Annotated in this window: 19 protein-coding genes and 1 pseudogene; 6 read left to right on the top strand and 14 right to left on the bottom strand. The window is 46.4% G+C overall.

Annotation, left to right across the window (positions count from 1 at the left end; translation table 11 throughout):
* The first annotated feature begins 180 nt into the window (after window positions 1-180).
* Window positions 181-1,050 carry a hypothetical protein gene (locus IG82_RS0103940; protein ID WP_156095361.1) on the top strand — a complete coding sequence of 290 codons (870 nt, stop codon included), beginning with the start codon at window positions 181-183 and terminating at the stop codon, window positions 1,048-1,050.
* Window positions 1,051-1,071: 21 nt separating this feature from the next.
* Here IG82_RS0103940 and IG82_RS0103935 read toward each other — a convergent pair whose 3' ends face one another.
* The gene (locus tag IG82_RS0103935) at window positions 1,072-1,989 is read right to left on the bottom strand and encodes a TIGR01777 family oxidoreductase (protein ID WP_082192056.1); all 918 of its coding nucleotides are present in this window, start codon (window positions 1,987-1,989) and stop codon (window positions 1,072-1,074) included.
* Window positions 1,990-2,368: 379 nt separating this feature from the next.
* On the opposite strand from IG82_RS0103935, the gene IG82_RS0103930 reads away from it, so the two are divergent.
* The 3 genes from IG82_RS0103930 (at window position 2,369) to IG82_RS0103920 (ending at window position 3,801) form a co-directional block, all read left to right on the top strand.
* A complete protein-coding gene (locus IG82_RS0103930; protein WP_172642885.1) occupies window positions 2,369-2,845 on the top strand; it encodes a GNAT family N-acetyltransferase in 477 nt (158 codons plus the stop codon).
* A gap of 207 nt (window positions 2,846-3,052) precedes the next feature.
* On the top strand, window positions 3,053-3,415 hold the full coding sequence (locus IG82_RS07205) for an ASCH domain-containing protein (protein WP_172642884.1): 363 nt from the start codon (window positions 3,053-3,055) through the stop codon (window positions 3,413-3,415).
* Window positions 3,415-3,801: an ASCH domain-containing protein gene (locus IG82_RS0103920; RefSeq protein WP_052545687.1), complete on the top strand. Its 387-nt coding sequence runs from the start codon at window positions 3,415-3,417 to the stop codon at window positions 3,799-3,801. Before IG82_RS07205 ends, IG82_RS0103920 begins: the two co-directional genes overlap by 1 nt.
* A 26-nt stretch (window positions 3,802-3,827) precedes the next feature.
* Here the strand turns inward: IG82_RS0103920 and IG82_RS0103915 are convergent, their stop codons facing one another.
* From IG82_RS0103915 to IG82_RS0103860, 12 genes are all read right to left on the bottom strand, one after another.
* The gene (locus IG82_RS0103915) at window positions 3,828-8,369 is read right to left on the bottom strand and encodes a hypothetical protein (protein WP_156095357.1); all 4,542 of its coding nucleotides are present in this window, start codon (window positions 8,367-8,369) and stop codon (window positions 3,828-3,830) included.
* Between the two features lie 32 nt (window positions 8,370-8,401).
* Window positions 8,402-9,676, bottom strand: a complete 1,275-nt coding sequence (locus tag IG82_RS0103910; protein WP_172642883.1) for a PD-(D/E)XK nuclease domain-containing protein — start codon at window positions 9,674-9,676, stop codon at window positions 8,402-8,404.
* A 76-nt stretch (window positions 9,677-9,752) separates the two neighbouring features.
* Window positions 9,753-10,946 (bottom strand): hypothetical protein, encoded by a 1,194-nt coding sequence (locus IG82_RS07200; RefSeq protein ID WP_031934286.1) that lies wholly within the window; start codon window positions 10,944-10,946, stop codon window positions 9,753-9,755.
* A gap of 84 nt (window positions 10,947-11,030) precedes the next feature.
* Window positions 11,031-12,002: an NAD-dependent epimerase/dehydratase family protein gene (locus IG82_RS0103900; RefSeq protein WP_216476141.1), complete on the bottom strand. Its 972-nt coding sequence runs from the start codon at window positions 12,000-12,002 to the stop codon at window positions 11,031-11,033.
* Window positions 12,003-12,056: 54 nt separating this feature from the next.
* Complete coding sequence (locus IG82_RS0103895) at window positions 12,057-12,464, bottom strand: sugar 3,4-ketoisomerase (RefSeq protein ID WP_172642882.1); 408 nt, start codon at window positions 12,462-12,464, stop codon at window positions 12,057-12,059.
* Between the two features lie 79 nt (window positions 12,465-12,543).
* Window positions 12,544-13,335: a methyltransferase, TIGR04325 family gene (locus IG82_RS0103890; protein WP_031934283.1), complete on the bottom strand. Its 792-nt coding sequence runs from the start codon at window positions 13,333-13,335 to the stop codon at window positions 12,544-12,546.
* Window positions 13,336-13,384: 49 nt separating this feature from the next.
* A complete protein-coding gene (locus IG82_RS06650) occupies window positions 13,385-14,347 on the bottom strand; it encodes a DegT/DnrJ/EryC1/StrS family aminotransferase (protein WP_082192053.1) in 963 nt (320 codons plus the stop codon).
* Window positions 14,348-14,483: 136 nt separating this feature from the next.
* Window positions 14,484-15,665: a class I SAM-dependent methyltransferase gene (locus IG82_RS0103880; protein ID WP_052545685.1), complete on the bottom strand. Its 1,182-nt coding sequence runs from the start codon at window positions 15,663-15,665 to the stop codon at window positions 14,484-14,486.
* Between the two features lie 28 nt (window positions 15,666-15,693).
* Complete coding sequence (locus IG82_RS06950; RefSeq protein WP_156095356.1) at window positions 15,694-16,659, bottom strand: glycosyltransferase family 2 protein; 966 nt, start codon at window positions 16,657-16,659, stop codon at window positions 15,694-15,696.
* An 11-nt stretch (window positions 16,660-16,670) separates the two neighbouring features.
* Entirely contained in the window at window positions 16,671-18,260 is a 1,590-nt protein-coding gene (locus IG82_RS0103870) for a sulfatase-like hydrolase/transferase (RefSeq protein WP_031934280.1), read from the bottom strand.
* Window positions 18,257-19,615 carry a class I SAM-dependent methyltransferase gene (locus IG82_RS0103865; RefSeq protein ID WP_031934279.1) on the bottom strand — a complete coding sequence of 453 codons (1,359 nt, stop codon included), beginning with the start codon at window positions 19,613-19,615 and terminating at the stop codon, window positions 18,257-18,259. Before IG82_RS0103865 ends, IG82_RS0103870 begins: the two co-directional genes overlap by 4 nt.
* Window positions 19,612-19,797, bottom strand: a complete 186-nt coding sequence (locus IG82_RS0103860) for a hypothetical protein (protein WP_031934278.1) — start codon at window positions 19,795-19,797, stop codon at window positions 19,612-19,614. The genes IG82_RS0103865 and IG82_RS0103860 overlap by 4 nt, the downstream gene beginning before the upstream one ends.
* Before the next feature lie 251 nt (window positions 19,798-20,048).
* Here IG82_RS0103860 and IG82_RS0103850 point away from each other — a divergent pair, with 251 nt between their 5' ends.
* The gene (locus IG82_RS0103850; RefSeq protein ID WP_031934277.1) at window positions 20,049-21,404 is read left to right on the top strand and encodes an MATE family efflux transporter; all 1,356 of its coding nucleotides are present in this window, start codon (window positions 20,049-20,051) and stop codon (window positions 21,402-21,404) included.
* 80 nt (window positions 21,405-21,484) lie between these two features.
* Window positions 21,485-21,952 (top strand): annotated as a pseudogene (locus IG82_RS06645) (DNA-3-methyladenine glycosylase I); the annotation flags it as partial.
* A gap of 23 nt (window positions 21,953-21,975) precedes the next feature.
* On the opposite strand, the gene IG82_RS0103840 reads toward IG82_RS06645, so the two are convergent.
* On the bottom strand, window positions 21,976-22,125 hold the full coding sequence (locus IG82_RS0103840) for a hypothetical protein (RefSeq protein WP_156095355.1): 150 nt from the start codon (window positions 22,123-22,125) through the stop codon (window positions 21,976-21,978).
* Between the last annotated feature and the right edge of the window lie 63 nt (window positions 22,126-22,188).

Raw genomic sequence — 22,188 nt, 5'->3', positions numbered from 1 at the left:
CGTGCAAGCGTACACAAGATGCGTATAAGAAGCCAGAAGAAAGCATGTGCCGAGAAAGAGTAGGTAAGGGTATTTCGGACGCTTTGACATAACTTTTTTAATCTTAAAAAGATATATATTTGCTAAAAATTAAAAATAAAATTCTAAAATAGACAAAAAAAACTTGAGTCAAGAAAAGCCATGAACAAAGAGCTGCCCGGCGCCACAACAATCTCCCCGATCACCGCTTGGCTGACCTTGCTGCTTTTGACGACCACGCTGCTGGTGACGCTGGGGATGTTTTTAGAACAGACGTTTGCAATTGTCGTGCTTTTGATCACACAAAGAGCAATTCTTTCCCCCTTTTATCTGTTAACGGGTCCTCTTTTAGGATATGTGGCGCTCATGGCTGCACTTATGTTTGAACACTATGCCCTGCAAGTGCATCCAAAAATCATTAAGCGGCAAACGTATGTTTGGATTCTTTTAAGGATCCTTTTTCTCTTGGCAGGCCTTTGGATCGGGTTTGTAATGGGGTTTGTTGCATCAGAGGCAGCCATGGTTACCCTCTGGGGAATAGCCATCTTGTTTTTTGTCCTTTTCAAGAATCATCAAAAAACATTGGGCACAGCAAATATGAGATCCATCTTCATTGTATCCCTCGTGAGCGGCGGAATTACCTTGACGCTGATAGGGTTTTTATGGGCAGCTTACCCACCCTTGGATGTTCTCAAAACTGGTAAGGATTTCGATGAGATCTCTTCGCGCATCAGCGACGCCCAAGTGATTGTGAGAATTTACAATAACAATCTCAATGAGTATATGCTGAGATATTACCAAAATTATGGCTATCAGCGCCTGAATGATAACATGTTCAGCTTATCTGTCACCCTAGATACCCCGGTGCGCCTGCGTCGCATACTCACACATGACGTGACCTATCTTTTTCCACAAGGTCGCATAGAAATGATTTTCCATAAGGCGCCCCAGGAAAAAGAAGGGACATACCGTGTGCACGTCACTCTCCCTCCACAACAACATAAGAAAGGGGGCTTTTTTCATGGTTCCTAAGCGATCTGGCTTTCGGTAAGGTCAGGAACCAAGACGCGGCTCATCTTGTTTGTCCACAATCGCTTTGAGGGCATCGTGAAGGCGTGGATGGGTAAACGTGAAACCTGCTTTCAGCAATTTTTCAGGGTAAACATAAGCGCCATGTAATAAAAGCTCTTGCCCCATCTCCCCAAACAACAAGCGCACCACGCATGCCGGCAAAGGCATCAAGGTGGGCCGTCCGAGCACGCGGCCCAAAGTTTGAGAAAAGGTTTGTTGCGACGTCACCTCTGGCGCTGTGAGGTTATAGGCCCCTTGCATCTTGGCATTTTCCATAAGAAAAAAAAGGGCGCGCACCACATCATCACGGTGAATCCAGGGCAGCCCTTGCGTGCCTGACCCGATGCGGCCCCCTAAACACCATTGGTAAAGGCCGTGCAACTCTTTAAAAATACCCCCGCCTTTTTCAAGCACAACGCCCAATCGCACAAGGCACGTCCGCACGCCCAATGCTTCAGCTTCGCGCGCTTTTGTTTCCCACGCGTGACAGAGAGTGTGGGTGAAACTTTCTTGTGGGGGGGTGTCTTCGGTGGTTTTGTGTGTGGCAGGTTGAGGGCCATAATACCCCACAGCCGAAGCGCTAATCAAAAAGGCAGGTTTTGTCTTGAGCCGCGTGATGAGAGAAATCACATTGGCTGTGGTGCCCACACGGCTGTGCAACAGCGTTTTTTTGTAGGCCTTGGTCCATCGTTGGTTAATGGGTGCACCCGCAAGATTGATGATGCCCTCTAACGTTTCGGTGTCGGCAATCTCATCAAGAGAAGCCACAGCGCGCTCGCCTGATTGCACAGCTTTTGGTGTGCGCGTCAGAATCACGACATTTTTTTTATGGGCTTTCAGTGCATGGCACACAGCCCTGCCAATAAACCCTGTCCCCCCTGTGATCAGCACGGTCATCATAGACCCTTTTTAGCTTCTATGTCTTGTAAGATTGTATATCACGCAAACATTGCCTTGACCCTTCGGGTTCCTTTTATGATCTGTTCGATAGATGCCTTTGGATATCAGGGCCCACAAGAAAAATCAATAAATACAAAAAATACGATCTTCTTTGTTAAATAAAAATTGACTTAATTTTGATTTATATATAACTTTATTTTTTTTGATTATTTTGTTTTTTTTGAGTTTTTTTATGAATAAAGGATCGTTATGGTTTGTATTGTTTTTCATGCATGTTGCTGCATGCCTCACATCATCGGGTGTCCCTGCTCTTCGCGCATTACCTCATCCATGTTACAGATTTTTAGAGATCACAGGCCACAGCCCCCACTTCCAGACAGTGAATCAAGCCTTTCGCGATACAATTCAACCCCTTTATAAGGATCAAACCCAAGCGCTTAAAAAAATTGCATCAAGTGAAGATAGGAGCTGCAAACTTTTGATGAATGCTCAAGATGACCCCATGGGCATTTTAGTATTCAAAAAAGAACCCAACAATGAATATGAGAAATTTTCAGTAAAAAATAGCTTGGAAATTAAAGCCCTTTTTGTTATCAATCCCGAACAAAATAAAGGAAAGGGGGTTGGCACAGCATTAATTCAAGAAGCCAAAAAGCAAGCCATCAAAGCGAATGCTTCCAGCATGCACCTGACTGCCTCTGAGGCTGCAGGCGACAGAAAAGGAGACGTCATTCGTTTTTTTGAACACAAGGGCTTTGAAAACCCGGGTTGTTCTTGGCCGCAAGGGGATGCGTTTCCTCTCGGCACCGAGCACCTACTTGTTTTTAAAAAATTATATTCAGATAGAGAGGATTGATAAATTATGTATGTTATGTTGATGCGTTGTTTGGGAATGTTATTGATGGTGGGTCATGTATGTGGAGCGTGGGCAATGCCTTCTCGTAACCGGTGTGACGATACCACCTTTTCTTACCCACGTCACACAAAGCCGTGGCACAATGAGCACGGCGTGTATAAAAAATATAGAAATAGAAAACCATTTCAAAGGCGTGTTTCTCAACATGTGAAAAAAACTTGGGATAAAGAATGTACGCTGAAAAAAATTTATATTAATGCCATCCGATCCGGCAAAAAAACCATTGAAGGGCGTCTTAATAAACCCCATTTTCAAAAACTCAATGTTCAAAAAGGGGAAACACTCTTGTTTCACCCACAAAATCCATCTCAAGGTGTTTTATGTCGTGTAGAAAACGTTTTTTCCTATAAAGATTTTGGGGACATGCTACGCAAACACAGCTTTCAACAATGTGTTCCTGAAAGCAAGACAGCAAAAGAAGCTTGGGACGCTTATTGCAAGATTTACTCCTTAGAAGACCAAAAAAAATATGGGGTCCTTGCATGGCAGATCTCCCTTATTAACCCTTGATGCAAAGCAGGATACACACCCTTCATCTTGAGAGGGCCTATGTTGAACTTATACGAAATAAGCAAAAAACAGTCGAAGGGCGGTTGAATAAAGAAAAGTACCAAACCATGAGGCCAGGGGATATCCTGGCTTTTTGTGTGAAAAAAGACCGTTCAGACACAACGTTTTGCAAGGTGTTAGGGTTGCGACTTTATGCAACCTTCCGCACCATGCTTGAGGCTGAAGGACTGAGGTCATGCCTGCCCACAGCAGAAACGCTTGAAGAGGGGGTCGCCACCTATCATCGTTTTGCTGATTATCAACAACGCGAAAAACGCGATGGCGTTTTGGCTATTAACATGGTATACTTGGGCTCTGGGCGTTCGTTAGAAGACGTTTTGCAATAAAAACGCCCCTGATATCGTCCCTGCTCTTATTCACTCATAAAAAGCCTCGCTTCGGACACAAGAATCGGTGTCACCACCACACGGTTCCCCACCCGCTGAACCCGTAAAGGAGATGTTTGATGAGACGGTACATAAAGAAAACGCTCACCATGAGGATATGCGCTCACATGCCTAAGCTGACGCTGATAAAACAAAATAAGCACCTCATCTGGGTTGAAAAAATGGTGGCGCTCTTCACACCGCTGAAGAGTTTGGTTGGCAAAGGTCCACGATTGCTTGACCACATCGAACCCTGAAGACGTGACTTCTGTGTTCACAGAAAGCTGATCTTGCTCAGAAAAGACGAGGCTTTGTTGATCGCCCGCCACACGATTGTGCGTGCGTGAACATGATGGGGAAGGCAAGGACGTCATGGCTTCCAGCGCTGAGGCACTGTGGTTTTGCAGGTCCCACACACCCGAGCCGCTCATGATCCGAGGACGCACTTCTGGCATCACCTGATCCCACGCACGTAACCCCACATAAAAAAGGTCATTGTCTCGACCCTTCACCCCAAGAACCAGTCCGCCTTGCTTAGCAAAAAGATGAGAGACCTGTGTATCACGATCCAACACCAACGTGTTGTGCGGCGACATCGATCTTAGATCTACAAGCGTATGACGCTTTTGTAACACACGGTAAAAAGGGTAAGGAGCCAAGATCGCATCACGCGCTTCGTCCATATAATCATCGATACTGGCAGATGTGTGCATAGCGGCCATAAGATTTTTTTGACCAGAAGGTGTATCGATCATGATCTGGTGATGGCGCGCCAACTTTCTATGAAAGCCTTTGAGGATAAAGGCACTTTGGCGTTGTGGCGCATGTAAAATCACATCATCTTGTGCACCCACCACCGCAAAATCATCACTGTTGATACGGATGCGGTCATGATGATGCCACCTGTCTGTGGGCTTCACCACCACTTTATGTGTGTGAAAAACCAGATCATGGCATGGCAAAAGCGTCATATTAGAAGGAGGACCAAACAACCCATAGTCTTTATGATGCTGATGAATCTTCAGCATGGCGGGGTGTACATTCAGCCCTATAAATCCTTGCTCTTGCGTCTTTTGATCTCGCGTGATGATGTAGGTCTTGTTTGCAATCACGCCTCCCTCCATCAACTCAAGGTGATCCGAAACATCGATCACATCAAAAAGGCCTTCTTCTAAGGGAGTGGTCAGTGCGTGGCTAATGTCAACCATAGGTATCCATTCCTGAAAGAAAAAATGATGATGCCCAGGGCCTGCAACAAGAGAAAAAGCTCTTACAGAGGCATGGTTGTTCTGTGTGATATGAAAACTGTCCCCTTTTGCGTCCACCACCCCTATGTGTGCACCATCCTGGCTGGTGAGGCGCGTTGTGACATAAGAGCCATTCACAGACAGCGATGCGAGGCGATGTTGCACATCAGAAGATAAATCTATAAACGTATTGAGCCCACCCCACAATTGAATGTGCGTTTGGGGCGAGGGCTTTTTTGCGTCTATATGCTCATAAAAACTGACATGCCCATGGGTGATATGTCCTTCTAGCGGAGGCTCAAATACAAAATTGAGGGTATGCTTGTGACGATCAAAACCATAAAATACAAGCGCCAACTTTTGCGCCATATCCCCTAGGTGAAGATGCACATTCCCGGACGAATCTTTGTCAATCTTTGACAGCATGTTCAGATGATGAAGCTGCACACAATGATGGTGCTGACCGCTCTCTGGGGAAGAAAGGTGAATGTGCACCTTACCTTCAGTGCCAGGCGTAGGGATAAACGTGACATCATGCAAGGCATGAACCGTTGTGTTGGGATAGACAACCACAAAGCTGGCATGTGTTTGAGGGGTCCGCACCACATCCTGCCCGCCTTGGCCGTCCACCATATAAACACCGTCAGGCATGGTCACATTTTGCGCCGCCTCAGACCCCACAAGAGCAGATACGTTGGTAAACACATGGGATCCACGATCCAAGGTGTGGGGCGGCAGGTTGCCTACAAATTTAAGCGTATTATGCATACCCCGTCCTTCAATGTGAAAATCCATATGCTCCAACGGCTGTGACGCCACGACAACATTATTTTTGGCTCCTAACGTCAACGTATACCGAGGCGTGGGCGCATGATGTGATGGCGCTAAAAAAATCGTCGCGCTATGATTTTCCGGGAACACGTCATGCTCAAGGTTATAGATCATGTCATCAGAAAGATGAGTTGAATTACGCAATGCCACAGCATTTTCGCAAAAGTTTTTGCCATGGATCTGGGAAGAAGGCCAATGCATTCTTTGTGCATACATTTCATAATCCCCGGGCGTACACACACAATGGGCATGAGACACATGACACGCATGATAAGCATGCGTTATTTCATGGGGCGCAGATGTGTGCACATCTTGTGCGCTGGGCATGCACAAAACCTGTGTGCCTTGAGGCGCGGCCATCACCCTGGACGGTGGCGTGAAGGAAGAGATCGCCGCAAAATTGTTTTCTAAGACAATCTGCGCGGGATATTCAGGGCGCAAAAGATCTGTGATATTGACCGTATGTTCTTCTTCATAACAATGAGGATGCACGCGCGGTTCATCGTGATGCTCTGGGCAAAATATACACCACGACTGCCCTCTCACATAATCATCTGCCCGCCTATCAGCATAGGTTTCTTCAGGGACTGTTTTTTGGGTGATACGTTTCACATCATCAAGGGTGGTGACCAAAATGTCATACTCACCTGAGGTCAAAAAGGCTTTTGCCAAGGCCTCAAGACGTTTTTTATACACATTTTTAACGTCAATATCATCCAAAAGATAAGATGAGGCATCGTAACCTGCAAAGAAGCGGAAAAAATTATTCACCTTCTCAAGACCCGTCATATCTATTTTTGATTTCAGATCATTCAATTGAAGTCCCGCCTCGGCCAACTGCGATGCCAAGGCAATCGCCAGATTAGCAACGATAAAGGGCCCCTCAAGCTCTGCAGCACAACCAAGAATAAGTGAGGCCATTTCTACGCCATCAAGGGCCACAAACCCTGCATCTGTGGTGATGCCTAAGATCGCTTCCTTTTTTTCATAAGGGGTGTGAGCGATACCCAGTGCTTGCACACTTTGAGACAAGCTGAAGATATCAAAAAAACTGCCCACCGATCGCCCCACCACATGCGCTAGTGTTTTCAGTGTGTTTTTGAGGTTTTGACGCTCTACACCTTCAGCCACACGTAACACCGTTTTTTCGAGGCCATGGCTCAGCAAAGGCATCGATATAAAAAGCGCCGATGTTTGCGTCACCCCTTGCCAGTTTCCATGCACCATATCCTTCACCAACGGCCACACCACCATTGTCAGTGTGTCTGCCTGATGAATCGCTTCCCCCATCGGTGTGCGTGATTCATGCATGTGAAGCCTGTGATATTCTTCAAGCTCATGCAGCATAGACTGCTTTTCCTCGTCATGCATGGCATAGCATGCCCCTTCAACGTTTCTCACACGCCGCCTTCTTTTCGTGCATACCCCCATAACATTGGCTCTCTCATCCTCTTCTTGACCTAAGCGGTGCGGCGGTGAATCAAGAAAAGAAGCCCCCGTTCTTTCGTGGGGACGTTTGCGACTGCTTGCTGGCGGAGGTGTGGCAATGTGAGAGGCAAGTTTATTTGAATGACCCCTTCGATCGGGTGTGCTTTGACCGGCATAAGCCAAACTATCTCTCACCTCATGGGCAGGAGAGTTCGTGATCATATACGACCTTTCATCATGCAAAAGAAAAAAAGAAAGACCATTGTTGTTCACATCCATCACCATCCCCACAGACACAAGATCATCAAAGTCATAAAAACTGTTGGCATATTCATTTTCTACGATCTGATCCACAGCACCGTTGAGAGCTGCTTGGGCTTGCTCTGCATTTTCATGTGTGCGCTTGTTCTCAATAACCGTCAGTTTCTTATCTTTTCTGATCACGAGGTCAGGCCTTCCCCTCCCCGTTCCGCCACTTTCGTTGACAGCTAAAATTTCAATATCACGGGCATAATTAAACAAAGATCCCACCAAATAGCCTTGCAACTCATCTTCATTGTGCTGCCAACCTGAAGGGAAGATTTCGTGTGCAAAGGAAGACAGGGCCTCTAAATAGGCTCTCATGTGAGACTGTTGCGTCTCGTCATCCAAATGCGTGATCATATGACCAAAAGACGGTGCACCTGGATCATGAGAGGTCAACGTGCATGTGTGCACAGGATGAGACATAGGCCGATCACCCGCCAAACGCAAAACATCATCCACGCGCTCATACATAGCAGGTTGTGTGTGAATTTTTCCTTCTCGAATGTTCATGTTTAGTTGTTTTACATCCTTCAAGGACGGATGGGTTTGCTTAATAAAGCGAATGGCGTCTTGATATTTTTCATGAAAATGGGGTAGCCCCTCTTCTTTTGACCACCTAAGCACAACAGCTTCATGAGGCCTGTTGACTTCACCAGGATTGTTTTTGAGGATCGCCACAAAACCGTCTTTTCTCGTGTTGGCAGAAGGTGCCCACACAGAATGAACACCCACCTTTTGTGCCTCAAAAATCAGGCCTGAGATAAGGGATGGGAAAAATCATGGTTACGGTTATTGCCATCGTGATAGCTTATGTACTTTTGGCTAAGAAGGTCGAGGTTATAGTTAAAAGATGTGTCATCATAAAGAAGGCTGTGCGCTAGGCTGGGCGTGTTTTCTAAGTGCAAACGCGGCACAACATAATCATCAAAATCAGCCGCTAGTTGGTGCCCTTGAAAAGCGATCCCCACACGCTTGATTTCCTTCACCCCTGAAAACCGATCAAAGGCCACGCCGTAATCTATAGATTTAATCTGATCCATGGCATGTCTCACACCATGGGCAAGGGATCCTCGCTCTTCCTTTAGCTCAAAAAGCACGGCCCTTTCCTCCCCTCTTTGAGGAATGAGCGTCAGATCAATACGCCCTGAACCTGATTGCATTTCCACAACAGGAAAAAAATGATTTTCGCGTTTGTGATCTAACATTTTGGTGGTCATGATGCTTTTGTAGAAATATTCGTCCACAAGACGTGACCCATAAACAGAAAGCACATCCTGCGTCACCTGTTGCACCATTGTCTTCACGCTGTCTAATGCAGGAACAAAATCTTCCCCAAAAAGGCCGGCGATGTCTCGCGCTTCTCTATGAAAAAGCCCATTATCCCATTGCGCTGATGGCGCATAAAGCACTTTCTTGACCCGAGAAATCTCGGGTTCGGCCAACCCTTCCCTTGTTCTGGCTGGCCTTTTGATGCGTCCTCGTCCAAACATACTGTCATTCTCACGATAGCGAAGAGAAAAGGGCTTTTTTTCCGCGAATGCCGCGTCCATAGAAATGCGCACAATGTTTTTTTCTCTCAAATCTGGGCGAGCGCTCATCTGCCTTCCGATATCATCCCATGCCTGGCCAAAAGCCATTTCATCAAAGGCATAGTGACGGTTTTCATGGTGGGCACACCATTCTTGAAATTCTTCAATCACAGCATTGGTTGTCCATGACCGTATGTTAAAGGCGCGTATAGGGTGAGGACGCTCTTTCATTTTTTCGTCCACAAAAGCCCTTTCACGGGAGCCGCGCTGGCCCCACCTTTCAATAAACGCTTCTTTGAGGGCAGATTTGGTAACGGGCTTTTTCCCTTTTTGTTTCATATTGTCGAGCTTGAGCATAACGATGGCATCCGTGCTTCCTGGTGGCGGAATATACACAAAAATGGGCGCCTCAAAACCCAAAGATTCATCGCGATGCACATATACATAGGCATGCCCTCCCGTTTGAAGCGCCAGATCATAAAACAAAACAGACACAGTCCCAGGCGCTGTGCTATAGGCCGTTTCGTGCACATATTTTTGAACATGCGAGTTTAAATAGGCCACCCACGCATCAGGGGAGGAGGGCAAAAGGGCTGATAATTCGGATGTGTCGTGGGGGGGGGCAATCAGGCACAGGACGCACCGTGTCCGTGGCACCCACAAAGAGGCGAGGTGACAGATGATCCATAACATGCATGGCATAACGATTAACCTCATTAAGTGTTTCCAGGGCAAATCCTTGATGTGAAGCCAAATCGTGAAGGGCGACATTCACATCATTGTCTGCGCCAGAAGAAACGCTGTATATATCAGAAAACTGAAGCATGTTCTTGACCCCGCGAACCTCTCTGGCATTCGCAAATGTGTGTACCTGAGGCGCCCCTTCCCAATAAACCGTGAAGGTGTTGCGATCAGCGTCATGGGTAGCATTATGTGAGGCGCCCCACGCCACATGTGTTCCGCGGGCATTAGACACAAAAACAATCGTGCGTGCACCATCTAGCTGACAAGAACCCCATGGATGTTGTGTGGGAAAGCGTAACTCACTTGACCCTGCTGGGTGATCCAAAAGGGAACACGCAGACCCATGGCGTACAAAAAACGTGAGCCCATCTGCGGCCTGCCACGCATAAAAATCAGCCGACAAAAAAGCATGATCGCGGGTGAAAGGAAAGTGCACACGTATGCCCTCTGGGTCGATAGCGCACGTGGGGCTTAGCCCTGTGGCGGCATGAAGCGTGGCTTGTATCCAAGGCCTTGCAAGATGAGAAGACACCCCAGAAAAGGTCCACTGTGAAACGATCTTGGTGGCTAAGGTTTTGAGCACAAGCGGCATGCCATAAGATAACCCCACCACACAAGATGTGGACGCAAAGGCTGCATACCCTTCAGAACATGATGCTGCCATGGGATGTGCGGCCATGGATAGATAGGCACCATAAGACCCCCAACGTAACAGATCTGACGTTTCAGTTGTCGATGCCAACATCGTATGCATCACGCTTGTCGCACAGCTGTGAACCCAATCAGCGTGAGATAAGGAGGGAAAAGCAACGCGGCTGATCAAAGAACGGCCAGCCACCCCTGCCGTTTGGGCAATCGTCTCATTATGCGTCCGTAACGCACACTGGGCTCTTTGTAAAAATGAAAGCTGAGGATCTTGTAATTCTTGGGAAGGCGGTAGACTAACCCCCAGCGAAAAGGTAACAAGTGTGATGGCAAAAACAACACCACACTCAACACGCACACGCGAAAGCCAACACACCCAAACACCCCCACCATATTATCATTATAAGCGCTGCAAAGGTTAACATAAAAAGGAAGCCCATGCTTCCAAAAATGAAAAACCCTAAGCAATGAAACGATTGGCGTTGATAAGCGCGTGAATGGTGTCTTGAATGCCCTGATTAAGGTTACCTGAAAAGGTAAATCCCGTTTCTTGAAAACGGGCATGAGATACATCGTAAGATAATTGATTCATAATACGATTAGTGACGAACGCAACCTTCAAAGAAGGTACGTGCTGCCTGATCGTTTCAAACACATCGCGTACTGTGTGATTATGGGTTACAAGGTTGTAAATCATCCCATCAAACAAGGTGTGCTGCACAATATGGCACAAGCCTTTTACCGCATCTTGGACATCTAAATAAGGGCGTCTTTGATCGAAAGCTGTTTTCCACACTGTGATCTCTTGTCCCATCACGGCTTGCCAGCAAAACTTATTGACAGCTGTATGAAATCTCATACCCGGGGAAAACCCATAAATGGTTCCCAGGCGGCAAATGGTGCCTTTTAACCCTTGCGCAAAAGCCTTGTGCATCATGCCTTCTTCTTCAATTTTACACTGCGCATAGGGGCTTTGCGGCACAAGATCATTACATGTTTCATCCACCTTCTGACTTTGTGATCCATAAACACTTGTAGATGAGGGAAAAATCATCACCTTGTCCCACGCAAGACATGCATTGATCAACGCTTTTGTGGCCCCCATGTTGTTATGCCACACGCGATCTGGTTCACCTGCTGTTCCAGCAGCATCTGTGAGAGCGGCTAGATGAAACACAACATCCACATTTTTGATGATATCTTTTAGCGACGCATCTTGGACACGCGCTTCTATGAAGCGGTAACAGCCCTTTTGAGGAAGGTGAAAAAGGCTGGCATAACGCTGTGTAGAAAGGTCATCTAACATAACAATCTCAGAAGAGGGAAAGCATTCGGGGAGATACCGGATCAATGATGAACCAATGTGGCCCAAAGCACCGGTCACAAGAAAACGAAAGGCCATCAAAAACCACACGCCTCGCTTTGTATCCATAGAGGATTACGTAGTACACACAAGGCCATCAACAAAAAATGAGAGGCCGCTATCTTATCCATGTGATGATACACCCTGACGAAAAGAGAGGTAGTCCCTATATTCTCTTATATAGTCTGACTCATCATAAGGATAGTCAGCCAGCACCATAAGAACGCTGTCTTTTTCATAAGATTGTTCAGCCCATATTGTAGGCGGTAATAAAAGCCCCCGTCCTAAAGAATCAAGAATATATTTCTGACGCACGTGCCCATCATCAACAGCCACACAACAACGACCTTTAAGACACACAAGAAGCTGCGTGCACACTTTATGAGCATGGCATCCTCTTTCACACGCTTTGTCAGCTGAAATAACAAAAACCCTGGCTATAGAAAACGGTACATCAGGCGATGCATACACACCAAGAGATGCACCGTCTCTTGTTTTCTGTGAAAAAGTAATCCAAGAAACATCACGCACGCTCAACAAAGCATGCTTCCCACAGACTCGCACTGTCTTAAGTTACTAAAGACCATAGGCGCAAAAAAATCGCAATCCATTACTTTTTGGCAAAAATAAGATTCTTTGCAAAAGGAATTTGTTTGTCTTGAGGGAGGTGTTTCATAGGCAGTATAGAAGACCCAAAGACATCAGCCTGAAAAAACGACTGATACGTTAGCTCATAACCCGCATCATTCATGAAAGAATGAACATCCTGAAAACATAAAAACTGAACTGGAATTTTTTTGTCATAAAAAAGCTGATGACTCACAAAAGACGGCCCCTCTCCCACCATAAGGTCAGAAAACACGCAATAGGTAGGAGATGTTTGCAAAAGACGCTTCAAAAAGGAAGACCAATCTTCGATATACTGTAGTGTGCTTCCTATATGTAAAACGTCACAGCTCGCCACATCACCCACCTTTTCTGAAAAAGAAAGAGAGGGCATAGCCCGAACGTCATGAGGCACATGCCTAAGTGTGGCAGCGCCCTCCACAATATGGTAAAGAACCTCTTTTTCCGCACAGGGCACCTTGGCCAAAAGCTCAAGATAATGTCCACCCATGCTGCCCCCCACATCGAAAATCAACACTTTTTTGGCGTCAGATCTTTTGGTAAGCAAGCACGATATTAAGAGAGCCAGAGGGCTTTCTTTAGAAATGGTTGTAGGGAAAAAACCCGTGCCATTTTTGTAAGCAGCATAAGCATCAAGGATTTTTTTCTTCTGTTTGGTAAGCCATATCTCTGACTCAAACGCATCTTTATCGCCACCAGCCTCTTCAAACGAAGCAAACACGCCTTCCCACACGCTTGTGAGGGGACACCCTTGGCTTTCTTTTTTTATAAACATAGGAAAACAGGGGGCATTAGAGATTTTCTATATTCATCATACGCAAGATTCACTGTGAAACAACCGTCAACACACGCGCCAGATCTTTATCTGATAACCCTGTATAGAGGGGCAGGCTAAGTACACGTGAAGCCGCCTTATCCGTATGCACAAGTGCCTCTTGAGCAAGACGAATCTTTTGCTTGTATCCGGGATGGTGATGCGCGGGCAATGCGTAATGAACACCAGCATGGACCCCTTGTTGAGACCATGTCTGACGCAACGCATCACGATTCGAGGCTTGCACCACATAAAGGTGCCACGCATGTAACCCGCCTTCCCTTACAACAGGCAATCTTAAACAAGACGCTTGCAATGCTTCATGGTAAGACGAGGCTAACGCCCGACGTTCAGCCTGATCTTCCTCAAAATGATGAAGCTTCACACTTAAAATAGCAGCTTGCATTTCATCTAAACGAGATACACGACCCGGCTCCTGGCCCATACGTTCTTGGTTCCATCCATATTGGCGTGCCCGTTTTATTCTATCCGCGATCACATCATCTTGCGTGAGCACAGCCCCCCCATCACCCAAGGCCCCCAAATTCTTGGTGGGATAAAAGCTCATACAAGCCACGTCTCCCCATGTACCTATTTTCTTGCCTTCATAGGTGGCGCCCACAGCTTGTGCACAATCTTCAATAACCTTAAGGCCATGCTTTTTGGCCAGAAAGCAAATGGCCTCCATATCACAGGGCTGCCCATAAAGATGAACGGGCATGATCGCCTTTGTCTTAGAGGACAGGACCGCTTCAATATGATGGGGGTCCAGTGTATAAAAATCTGGTTCAATGTCCACACACACAGGCACAGCTCCCACAGCCAACACGGCGGCCACGGTCGCAAGAGCCGTGTGACTCACGGTAATCACCTCATCTCCTTCACCAATCCCCAAGGCGTTGAGGGCTAAAATCAAGGCATCCGTACCACTGGCCACACCCACAGCATGCCGCACCCTATGATAAGAGGCCAACGCTTTTCAAAGGCCAATACCTGTTGCCCCAAGACATACGTTCCCGATGCGCATACATCTTTTATGGCTTTCTCTATGGCCTTTTCATACTTTTGATAGGTGCCCAAGGGGTAGGCACAATAAATAGGATCGGCCTCTACGCCGTCAGTTTGTGCACATGGGGTCTGAATAGCAACCATTGCCCTCCCCTTTCTAAAAAATGTTTTTCTTTTGCAAAAATTTCTTTTGCATGATTCCAGGCAAAAAGCACAGCCACATCAGGTGGATTGTCATAAAAACCCTCAAAACTGCGCACAGGAATATGCATGCCTGGTGTCACAGTTCCCTGTTTGATGGGTGTTGTGTCGGCAATGTATTCAATCAAGTCAGGGCCAATATCGCAATAATTAAGAACTGTCGTGCTCTTGGCTGCAGCTGCATAGCCAACCACCCGCTTGCCTTGAGATTGAAACGCCTGGAGCATCGCTCGGAAATCGGCACGGTTCTGTTCACACGCTTGACGAAACTGACGAAAGGTTGCTAGGGATGTAAGTCCCTGCTCTTTTTCACGATGAAGATAGTGATCTACCGTTTCGCGACGTGGGTGCTGACCGGTTCTGCATAGATAGTAACGCATACTGCCACCATGGGTGGGTTGCGGCTCCACATGAAAAAGCGTGAGCCCCACAGATGCAAAAATGTGATGCACAGCATGGACACTAAAGATATATACGTGCGCATCATACAACTGGTCATAAGATGTTTTTTCAATCATAGAACCTAGGTAGGGATCTTCAAACACAAACACCCCTTCTTTTGCCAGCAGATGATCCACCGCCTTGGCTACACCTTGCATATTAGGAATATGACACATCACGTTAGCTGCAGAAATAACTTGCGCAGGTCCATGTTGTTTCCGGATGTCTTCAGCTGTTTGAGGGTTAAAAAAAGCACACACCGTCTGAATGCCTTTATCTCGGGCCACCTGCACCACATTCTCAGAAGGCTCTACGCCCACGTGACGAACCCCGAGGCGTGCAAAATGCTGCAACATAATGCCATCATTACTGCCCAACTCCACCACAAGGGGATCTTGTTGATCCGTTAAAAACGTGCGCAAATCATTGGCCATGGCCTCAAAATGCCGCGCCATATGCTGAGAGGTGCCTGAGAAAAACGCATAGTGGTCATGAAACATGTGAGAAGGATCCGGTTGCTCCATCAACTGAAACGTGAAACAAGATGTGCAAAAACCAGGCGCGAGTTCAAAAAAATACTCATCCTTCAGATGCTCAGGCTTGGTAAAAGCATTGGCCAACGGCATCTTGCCAAAAGACATAAAAGGCGACAACGCCTTAGCACACACCCTACACGTTTTTCTTAGCATGACGCGACCAACCCATTTTCTGATACATTTTATGACCCCAAGAAGAAAAAAGTAATGCATCCAAATGAAGGAGTCTTCCTTTGATAGCCAAAAGCGCAAGATGAGGCAATCTGTATGCAATCACCAGATAAAACGCCTGCACATAACGCCACTTTTTTTGGAGCGGCATGGATTTCCAAAGAAAAACAAACAGATAGGCCGTGGCATGAAACAACCTCGCAAAAGGGTTGCTCACAGCTTTGTGATAATGAGGATTACGAATCTCATAAGAAACCGTAGATTCGTATTTCTTAACTAAAACATGATCCACATACGCAACACGCCCCCATATTAAGGCGTTAATAACCCAAAGCTCTTCACAGCAAAAAAGCTGATGGACATTATAGATCTTGTCAAGAAACTCCGTGCGCATAAGAGTGTGTAAGATAGAGTTATAATAAACACGCTCACCATTACTATCTTGTGTTTTCACAATCATCTTAGCCATACGCCAAAAGGAATTGCTTTTTGTAAGTTCATGATAGGAACAGGTTATCACACGGTCATCATCGTAAAGAACCTTCACAGCTGATGTGGCCATGATCACGTCCTTATGCATAGCGCCCACGCACGCACTCAAGAAGTCTAGATCATACGCATCATCGGGGCAGGCCCACAGAAAAAAGTCGCCCTTAACTTTCTGCAATAAGTGCTCAAGATTTTGAAAGCACCCCACATTTTTTTCGTTACGAAAAAGGCGGATAAACCCATACTGCTGAGCATAGGATTGACAGATGTCATAGGTGCGATCTGTGGAGACATCATCTATGATCACAAGCTCTTTAGCGGTATAATCTTGATGCACCAAGCTTTCCAGGGCGCGCACCAGCGTATCTTCATTATTATAGGTCAATAACCCGATGGTGACGAGAGATGGGTTTTCCTGGTCTTTCATAGGCGCTAACAAGCCAACAACCCTTAAGGCTGAGGCTTTACAACGTGCGTGACTTCCTCCCTAATATAATACTTTCTCCTGCTTTCGTCAAAAAGCGCCAGAAAGTTCCGATCCTTCAAAAGAGGCACCTTACCACCTGAAAGATAGGAAAAAATGCATCGCCATATGTTAACCGGCGTCATATCATCATAAAAATACCGGTGATATCGCCCAGGCGCCGACCTGAAGGCTGGAATGTAAACGGCAATCAAATTATTCATACGCTGTCTTAGGTCATCCGCTCCATACTGTGTACGCGACATCATCCAGAAATGCCTACGCTCTTTCCTTGACATAGCGGCATCAAGTTTCATGAGCAGCCCATGATCGCTATTGATCACAATTAACGCTTCAGGATCATCCTTCTGAATGGTTCTCACAAGCTGTTCAATCTTTTGATCAAACTGTTGACACGCACGGTGCGCACGATCTATGGAGGGCTTGTCCACCACAACATGATCAGGTTTCACGAGAGAGACGCCGTCTTGGGTCACAGTATTATCATGCACTTGCATAAAATGAGCCAGTATAAAAAAGGGTTTTTGTGGCCCAGACGCGCGAAGACGTTTTTTCAAAAAAACCTCAACACGGGATGGCTCTGAATACACGTGTTTCATGGGCACACAGGCCAAAGGTGTGAGCCCTATCAAACAATGCTTCATTTCACTTGCACTATTTTTGGTGAGGCAGACATCTTCCTTTCCCCAGCACGCCATCTCCCCAAGAACACCTGAAGGTGCAAACACAAAGTCATAGCCATGGTTTTTAAACACGTGAACAACCCGATTGTCACCAACGATGGGATACAAGAAAAAAAGATGATCATCAAAAAACTTCTTTTCTGAGTGATGATACGACATCATAAGCTCTGAGCTCAAAGAGGCTGCTGTGAAGTGATAGTTAGACGTTGATTGAGACGCCACAAAAAACCCATAGCGTTTCAGTGTTGTCCCCAGGCCCTGAGCGCCGCCAAGCACGTGGCGAAGCGTGTCTTCCCGTGGATAGCCGTCAATCATCAAAAAATAGACATTTGGTTTTTTCTTGAAAACAATATCGGGCATGGAGTCTAGCAGCGGCCGCCCCTCTCGTGACGGCCACGCATGCCAAAGGGTTTCAGCCCAAGGTAAAAAAGGAAGGGACACCAAGCTATAGCGCAAAAAGCGCTGAAAGCCCGTATACCTTAAAAAGTGCCACACAAACGCCAAAATCACCGCACAAAAGAAGAGATAGACATAGACCATTTTGAGATGGACTGTTTCCAGATAAAGCATAAGAGAAGGCCAGTGATGATCCGGAAAGTCACATATATCTCTAAAAGAAAAAAACAAGACAAACCCCACCATCCCCCAAAGAGCTATGCGCTCGCGCGCCCCTACAACAAAGAGGCCTAAGCAACATAAAGCGGCGATGAGACTATAAAATAAAAAGAGATCACCAAAAGAAAATAACCGTCCCACATTGGCTGACAAAAAAACGGCCACCGGCCATGAAGCCAGCCAAAGCCCCATCCAGAAATGTTGCCAAGACACCCTTGACGTCACCCTGTGCCACAGATTTTGATAAGAAGGCGTCATGGTTTGGCTTCAACCCACACAAGGCGTCGCGTCCCTTGGTTGAGGGTCGCTTCATCCTTGATCACAAAGTGTGTCTGCAAGCAAGCTCGAAAATGATCCCATGTGTAATGATCAAAAATATCACGGCGATTACGAAGCAGTGTTTTCACCATCGGATCTTCTTTAGACACCCACTCCACACACCCCATAGGCGCCACGCTACGCAGAAATGCCACAAACATCTCAAGAGGCACATTTTCTGTAATGGCCAGGTGATGTACAAGGGCTAAGGCTAAAAAAGCATCGGATGTGAGCCTGTCAAGTTGATTTTCCCGTTCGCGCAATGTCCAACCCATCATCGGTGAGGGGTTCATTAAATGCCCGACCATAGGCAAAACGTTACTGCTCAGCCTTTCATCTTGTTGCACGCGCCTATACAGACGATCAATGGAACACGCATCATAATCCACAGCAATGATGCGTTTGGCAAAAGGTGCCAGAAGACATGTATAATGGCCCGTGTTGCAACCAAGGTCCACCACACATTTGTTTTGGATAGGGGGAGCGTGCTTGATAAGAAAACCTTCTTTGACCTTTTGGTCAGCTTCTTCATACGTGTTGCATGTGGCATAATCAGACCACATAGAGCTCCTCTTTTGAGGGTGTAGAGACATCACTGTTTTCATGAGGCCATCTACAAAACGACACAGGGAAGGTAGGGGCATCGCATAAGAACGCTTCTTGTTTGACGCTTTACTTGCCATGCCCGATAGCCACTTTTGTAAACGCACATGCTTCAACAGATCTAATGAGAGAGGCTGTCTAGAACCAATACATGCAGAGATATCGTCAAGAGACACCCCATCCAGTGTGCCACGCCAAAAAGATTGAAAAGAAACACCCACCTTGGCTTCAAGAAAAAGAGGAAAAAGAAAATGACGACAAAACTGACCATATCCCTCATAAATCTGACCTTCTCGATAGTCATCCACAGACAGAATGTCCACAAAGCACATCTGCCCTTTGTGGTACAACGTGTTAAAGGCTGAGCCATCTTTGAGAATAAATCCATTTTCCAAACATAGGCGAAGAAAACGAAGCTGGCCTAACGCTGCCTCTTTAAGCATAGAGAAAGACCACTCATAAGGATAGGAGGCCACAGGCACTTTTTCGTGCACAAGAACATCCTCGTGCATGTGCGTAGGAATCACCAGACCCTCACAAGCCTTTTGAAAAAACGGACTACCCACTAAGCGCTGCATCCGTTCAGCCGCATGCGCAGAAAAGACCTTTCTTTTAACGTTCTGGCCATCTATAAACAAGCGACCCTCAGGGTCTCTAAAAGACGAGGGATGAAAAGAAAGGGCCACACTCATACTTTAGGTTTTTTACCCACCAAGCGACAGAAAAAACTTTTGAGACTGTGCCAATAAATCTTCACCACAGCCAATGTCCCCACAATCCCACCAAAAAGGATCTGAAGCAACGCCCCTCCTGATCCAGGGTCGAGATAAGCTTCTAACGTCATGGGAAAAAAAAGACAAAGCAGCGCAATCATAAAGGAAGGTCACCTAACAGTTAAGTCTGCTATCCTACCAAAAAAAAAATATACGGCAAACCGCTTTTTTTGGTAGTCTATTTCTTTGAGCGCTTATCCCTTTTCTTTATTTTTTCAAAAAATGAACCTAAATCTCAGAATACTTTTATAAATCAACGTGTTGATCACGAACAAAAAAACGCACGTGTTTACATGCGGGGCATATAAGTATTTAATCAGTGTTAGCTGGATCCCCATACTAAGCTCTTTTTATGCAGCCTAAACGACTGACACGTTTTTCTCCGGGAAGCTTTCTAGAAACAGCGGCGCTGGTCTTTCCACTCATGATGAGTGCTTTTTCTTTTGAACTGATCTTTGGGTTTAATCGACTTGTTCTTGCGCACTATTCTCTCGATGCCCTCAACGCAGCCTCTTCTGTGGACATTTTTTGCTTCACCTTTCAGTTTTCCCTTGTGGGTCTGACTACCATCGCTGAAGTGTTTGCGGGGCAATATTTTGGCGCCCGTGACTATAAAAAAATGCCTATTGCCATTTGGCAAATGATTTGGCTCTCCCTTTTTGCGGGCATTGTGTTTGTTATTCTAGGGTTCACATTAGGAGAAACGCTGATTCCTCAAGATCTCCTCAAAGAAGGATTGCCCTATTTTCGTTGGATGATGTCTTTTGCGTTTCTGCTGCCCATCATCACGGCTGTTTCTTCTTTCTTCGTGGCTCAAGGAAAAACACGGGCGGTGTTTTTGGCCTCCTTTTTTGCCAGTGTTTTGAACTGCCTGTTCTCTTATACCTTGGTCTTTGGCCTTGCGGGGTGGATTCCCTCTTTTGGCGCGCAAGGTGCAGCCATAGCCACGGTGCTTGCGGGTGTATTTCAATTCCTCTTTCTGTTTGCTGCTTTTCTTTCCCCTCAAAACCGCGCGACCTTTCACACCCACAAACCTACGTGGGATTTTGTGCATATGAAAAAATGTTTCTCTATAGGCACCCCCAACGCCATCAATTATCTTGTGGAAATGGGGGGATGGTCTATTCTTATTTTCTTCCTTTCGCAAAAGGGGAAAGATTACCTCACTGTCCGCAGTTGGATCAGCTTTTTATTTGTGTTTTTTGGCGCCTTCACGCAGGGGCTCGAGCGTGGCGTCATTGCCATTGCCAGTAATTTGCTGGGGTCCAAAGGCAACCTTGCTCTTTTGCATAAGACGCTCCGCTCATGCGCTATTCTGATCACATCTATAGGAGGACCTATGGTTGTGGCTGTGGGCGCCTTTATACACATGTTAACACCCCTGTTTTTTGGCCACAACCTTCCTTCAGAGCTAATGGTCTCTATTGCGTGGGCCACTTATGGCATTGGTTTTTTCTTTTTGCTCGACAGCATGGCATGGTGCACCACAGGTGTCTTAACCTCAGGAGGTGACACCCGTTTTGTCATGATCATGAACGCCACAGCTTCATGGGTGTGTGTTGCGATACCGGGCATGATTTGGCTGACCTACTTTCCCAGCACACCTTCTTCTGTGTGGTTTTATTTATCACCGCTTTATGGTCTTGTGAATCTGACCGGGCTCTTTCTTCGCTATTATTCAGGATCATGGAAGAAGAAATTAGTATAACGCCCCAGAGACATCGGTGTGCTTGGGTCACAAACACTCCTCTTGATGTGCATTATCATGACACATAATGGGGAAGACCCAGCCACTGTGATACCTATCTTTTTGAAATGCTTGTGCTCGAAGGCATGCAAGCTGGCCTTTCCTGGCTGACTGTTTTAAAAAAGAGAGAGGCTTATCGCCACGCCTTTTACCACTTTAATATTGAAAAAGTAGCCTGCATGACAGATGACGCCCTTCACACGTGTCTTCTTAATCCTCACCTCATTCGCCACCCAGAGAAAATAGCATCAATACGTCACAATGCCCGTATTGTACGCAACATTCAGAAAGAGGAAGGCACTTTGGCCACCTATCTATGGCGCTTTGCCCCAGAAAAATCCAGTGGCGGGACCCATGTAAGCTCTACACCGGAAAGTGCGCTTTTCGCGCACCATCTTAAGAAACGGGGAATGGCGTTTGTGGGCCCCATCACAATGCATGCGTTTATGCAAGCCGTAGGGATGCGCAATGATCATGAACCCGGTTGCTTTTTGTATCCACGCTCATAAATAACACCCTCGTTGCATCCATCTTAGGCCAAGGCCATCCTGCCTTTTTCGTGTAAAGCTTCTTGAGCATGACAGAAAGACATACCATCTTTGCGGCGCCTGTCACTCCACAGCGCTGTCTTAGCGGTGATAGCACCTGCTTGTCTTTCCCTGTCTACATAGATTTTTGTCATAAAATGTTTTTTTGAAAATAAAACACAACAAAAAAAGACAGATAAAAAGGTGTTCTTTTGACA

The organism is Candidatus Hepatobacter penaei (assembly GCF_000742475.1).
In the GTDB taxonomy this organism is placed as follows: Bacteria; Pseudomonadota; Alphaproteobacteria; order Holosporales; family Hepatobacteraceae; genus Hepatobacter; species Hepatobacter penaei.
The sequence above is the reverse complement of the archived record's forward strand: the minus strand, read 5'-3'. Positions and strand labels throughout refer to the sequence as shown.

What these genes read in the sequence shown, in the direction of transcription:
- IG82_RS0103940 (WP_156095361.1), top strand. Translation starts at nt 181, where the DNA reads ATGAACAAAGAGCTGCCCGGCGCCACAACAATCTCCCCGATCACCGCT.
- IG82_RS0103935 (WP_082192056.1), bottom strand. Translation starts at nt 1,989, where the DNA reads ATGATGACCGTGCTGATCACAGGGGGGACAGGGTTTATTGGCAGGGCT.
- IG82_RS0103920 (WP_052545687.1), top strand. Translation starts at nt 3,415, where the DNA reads ATGCAAAGCAGGATACACACCCTTCATCTTGAGAGGGCCTATGTTGAA.
- IG82_RS0103900 (WP_216476141.1), bottom strand. Translation starts at nt 12,002, where the DNA reads ATGGATACAAAGCGAGGCGTGTGGTTTTTGATGGCCTTTCGTTTTCTT.
- IG82_RS0103890 (WP_031934283.1), bottom strand. Translation starts at nt 13,335, where the DNA reads ATGTTTATAAAAAAAGAAAGCCAAGGGTGTCCCCTCACAAGCGTGTGG.
- IG82_RS0103880 (WP_052545685.1), bottom strand. Translation starts at nt 15,665, where the DNA reads ATGTCTTTTGGCAAGATGCCGTTGGCCAATGCTTTTACCAAGCCTGAG.
- IG82_RS0103870 (WP_031934280.1), bottom strand. Translation starts at nt 18,260, where the DNA reads ATGACGCCTTCTTATCAAAATCTGTGGCACAGGGTGACGTCAAGGGTG.
- IG82_RS0103865 (WP_031934279.1), bottom strand. Translation starts at nt 19,615, where the DNA reads ATGAGTGTGGCCCTTTCTTTTCATCCCTCGTCTTTTAGAGACCCTGAG.
- IG82_RS0103860 (WP_031934278.1), bottom strand. Translation starts at nt 19,797, where the DNA reads ATGATTGCGCTGCTTTGTCTTTTTTTTCCCATGACGTTAGAAGCTTAT.
- IG82_RS0103850 (WP_031934277.1), top strand. Translation starts at nt 20,049, where the DNA reads ATGCAGCCTAAACGACTGACACGTTTTTCTCCGGGAAGCTTTCTAGAA.
- IG82_RS0103840 (WP_156095355.1), bottom strand. Translation starts at nt 22,125, where the DNA reads ATGACAAAAATCTATGTAGACAGGGAAAGACAAGCAGGTGCTATCACC.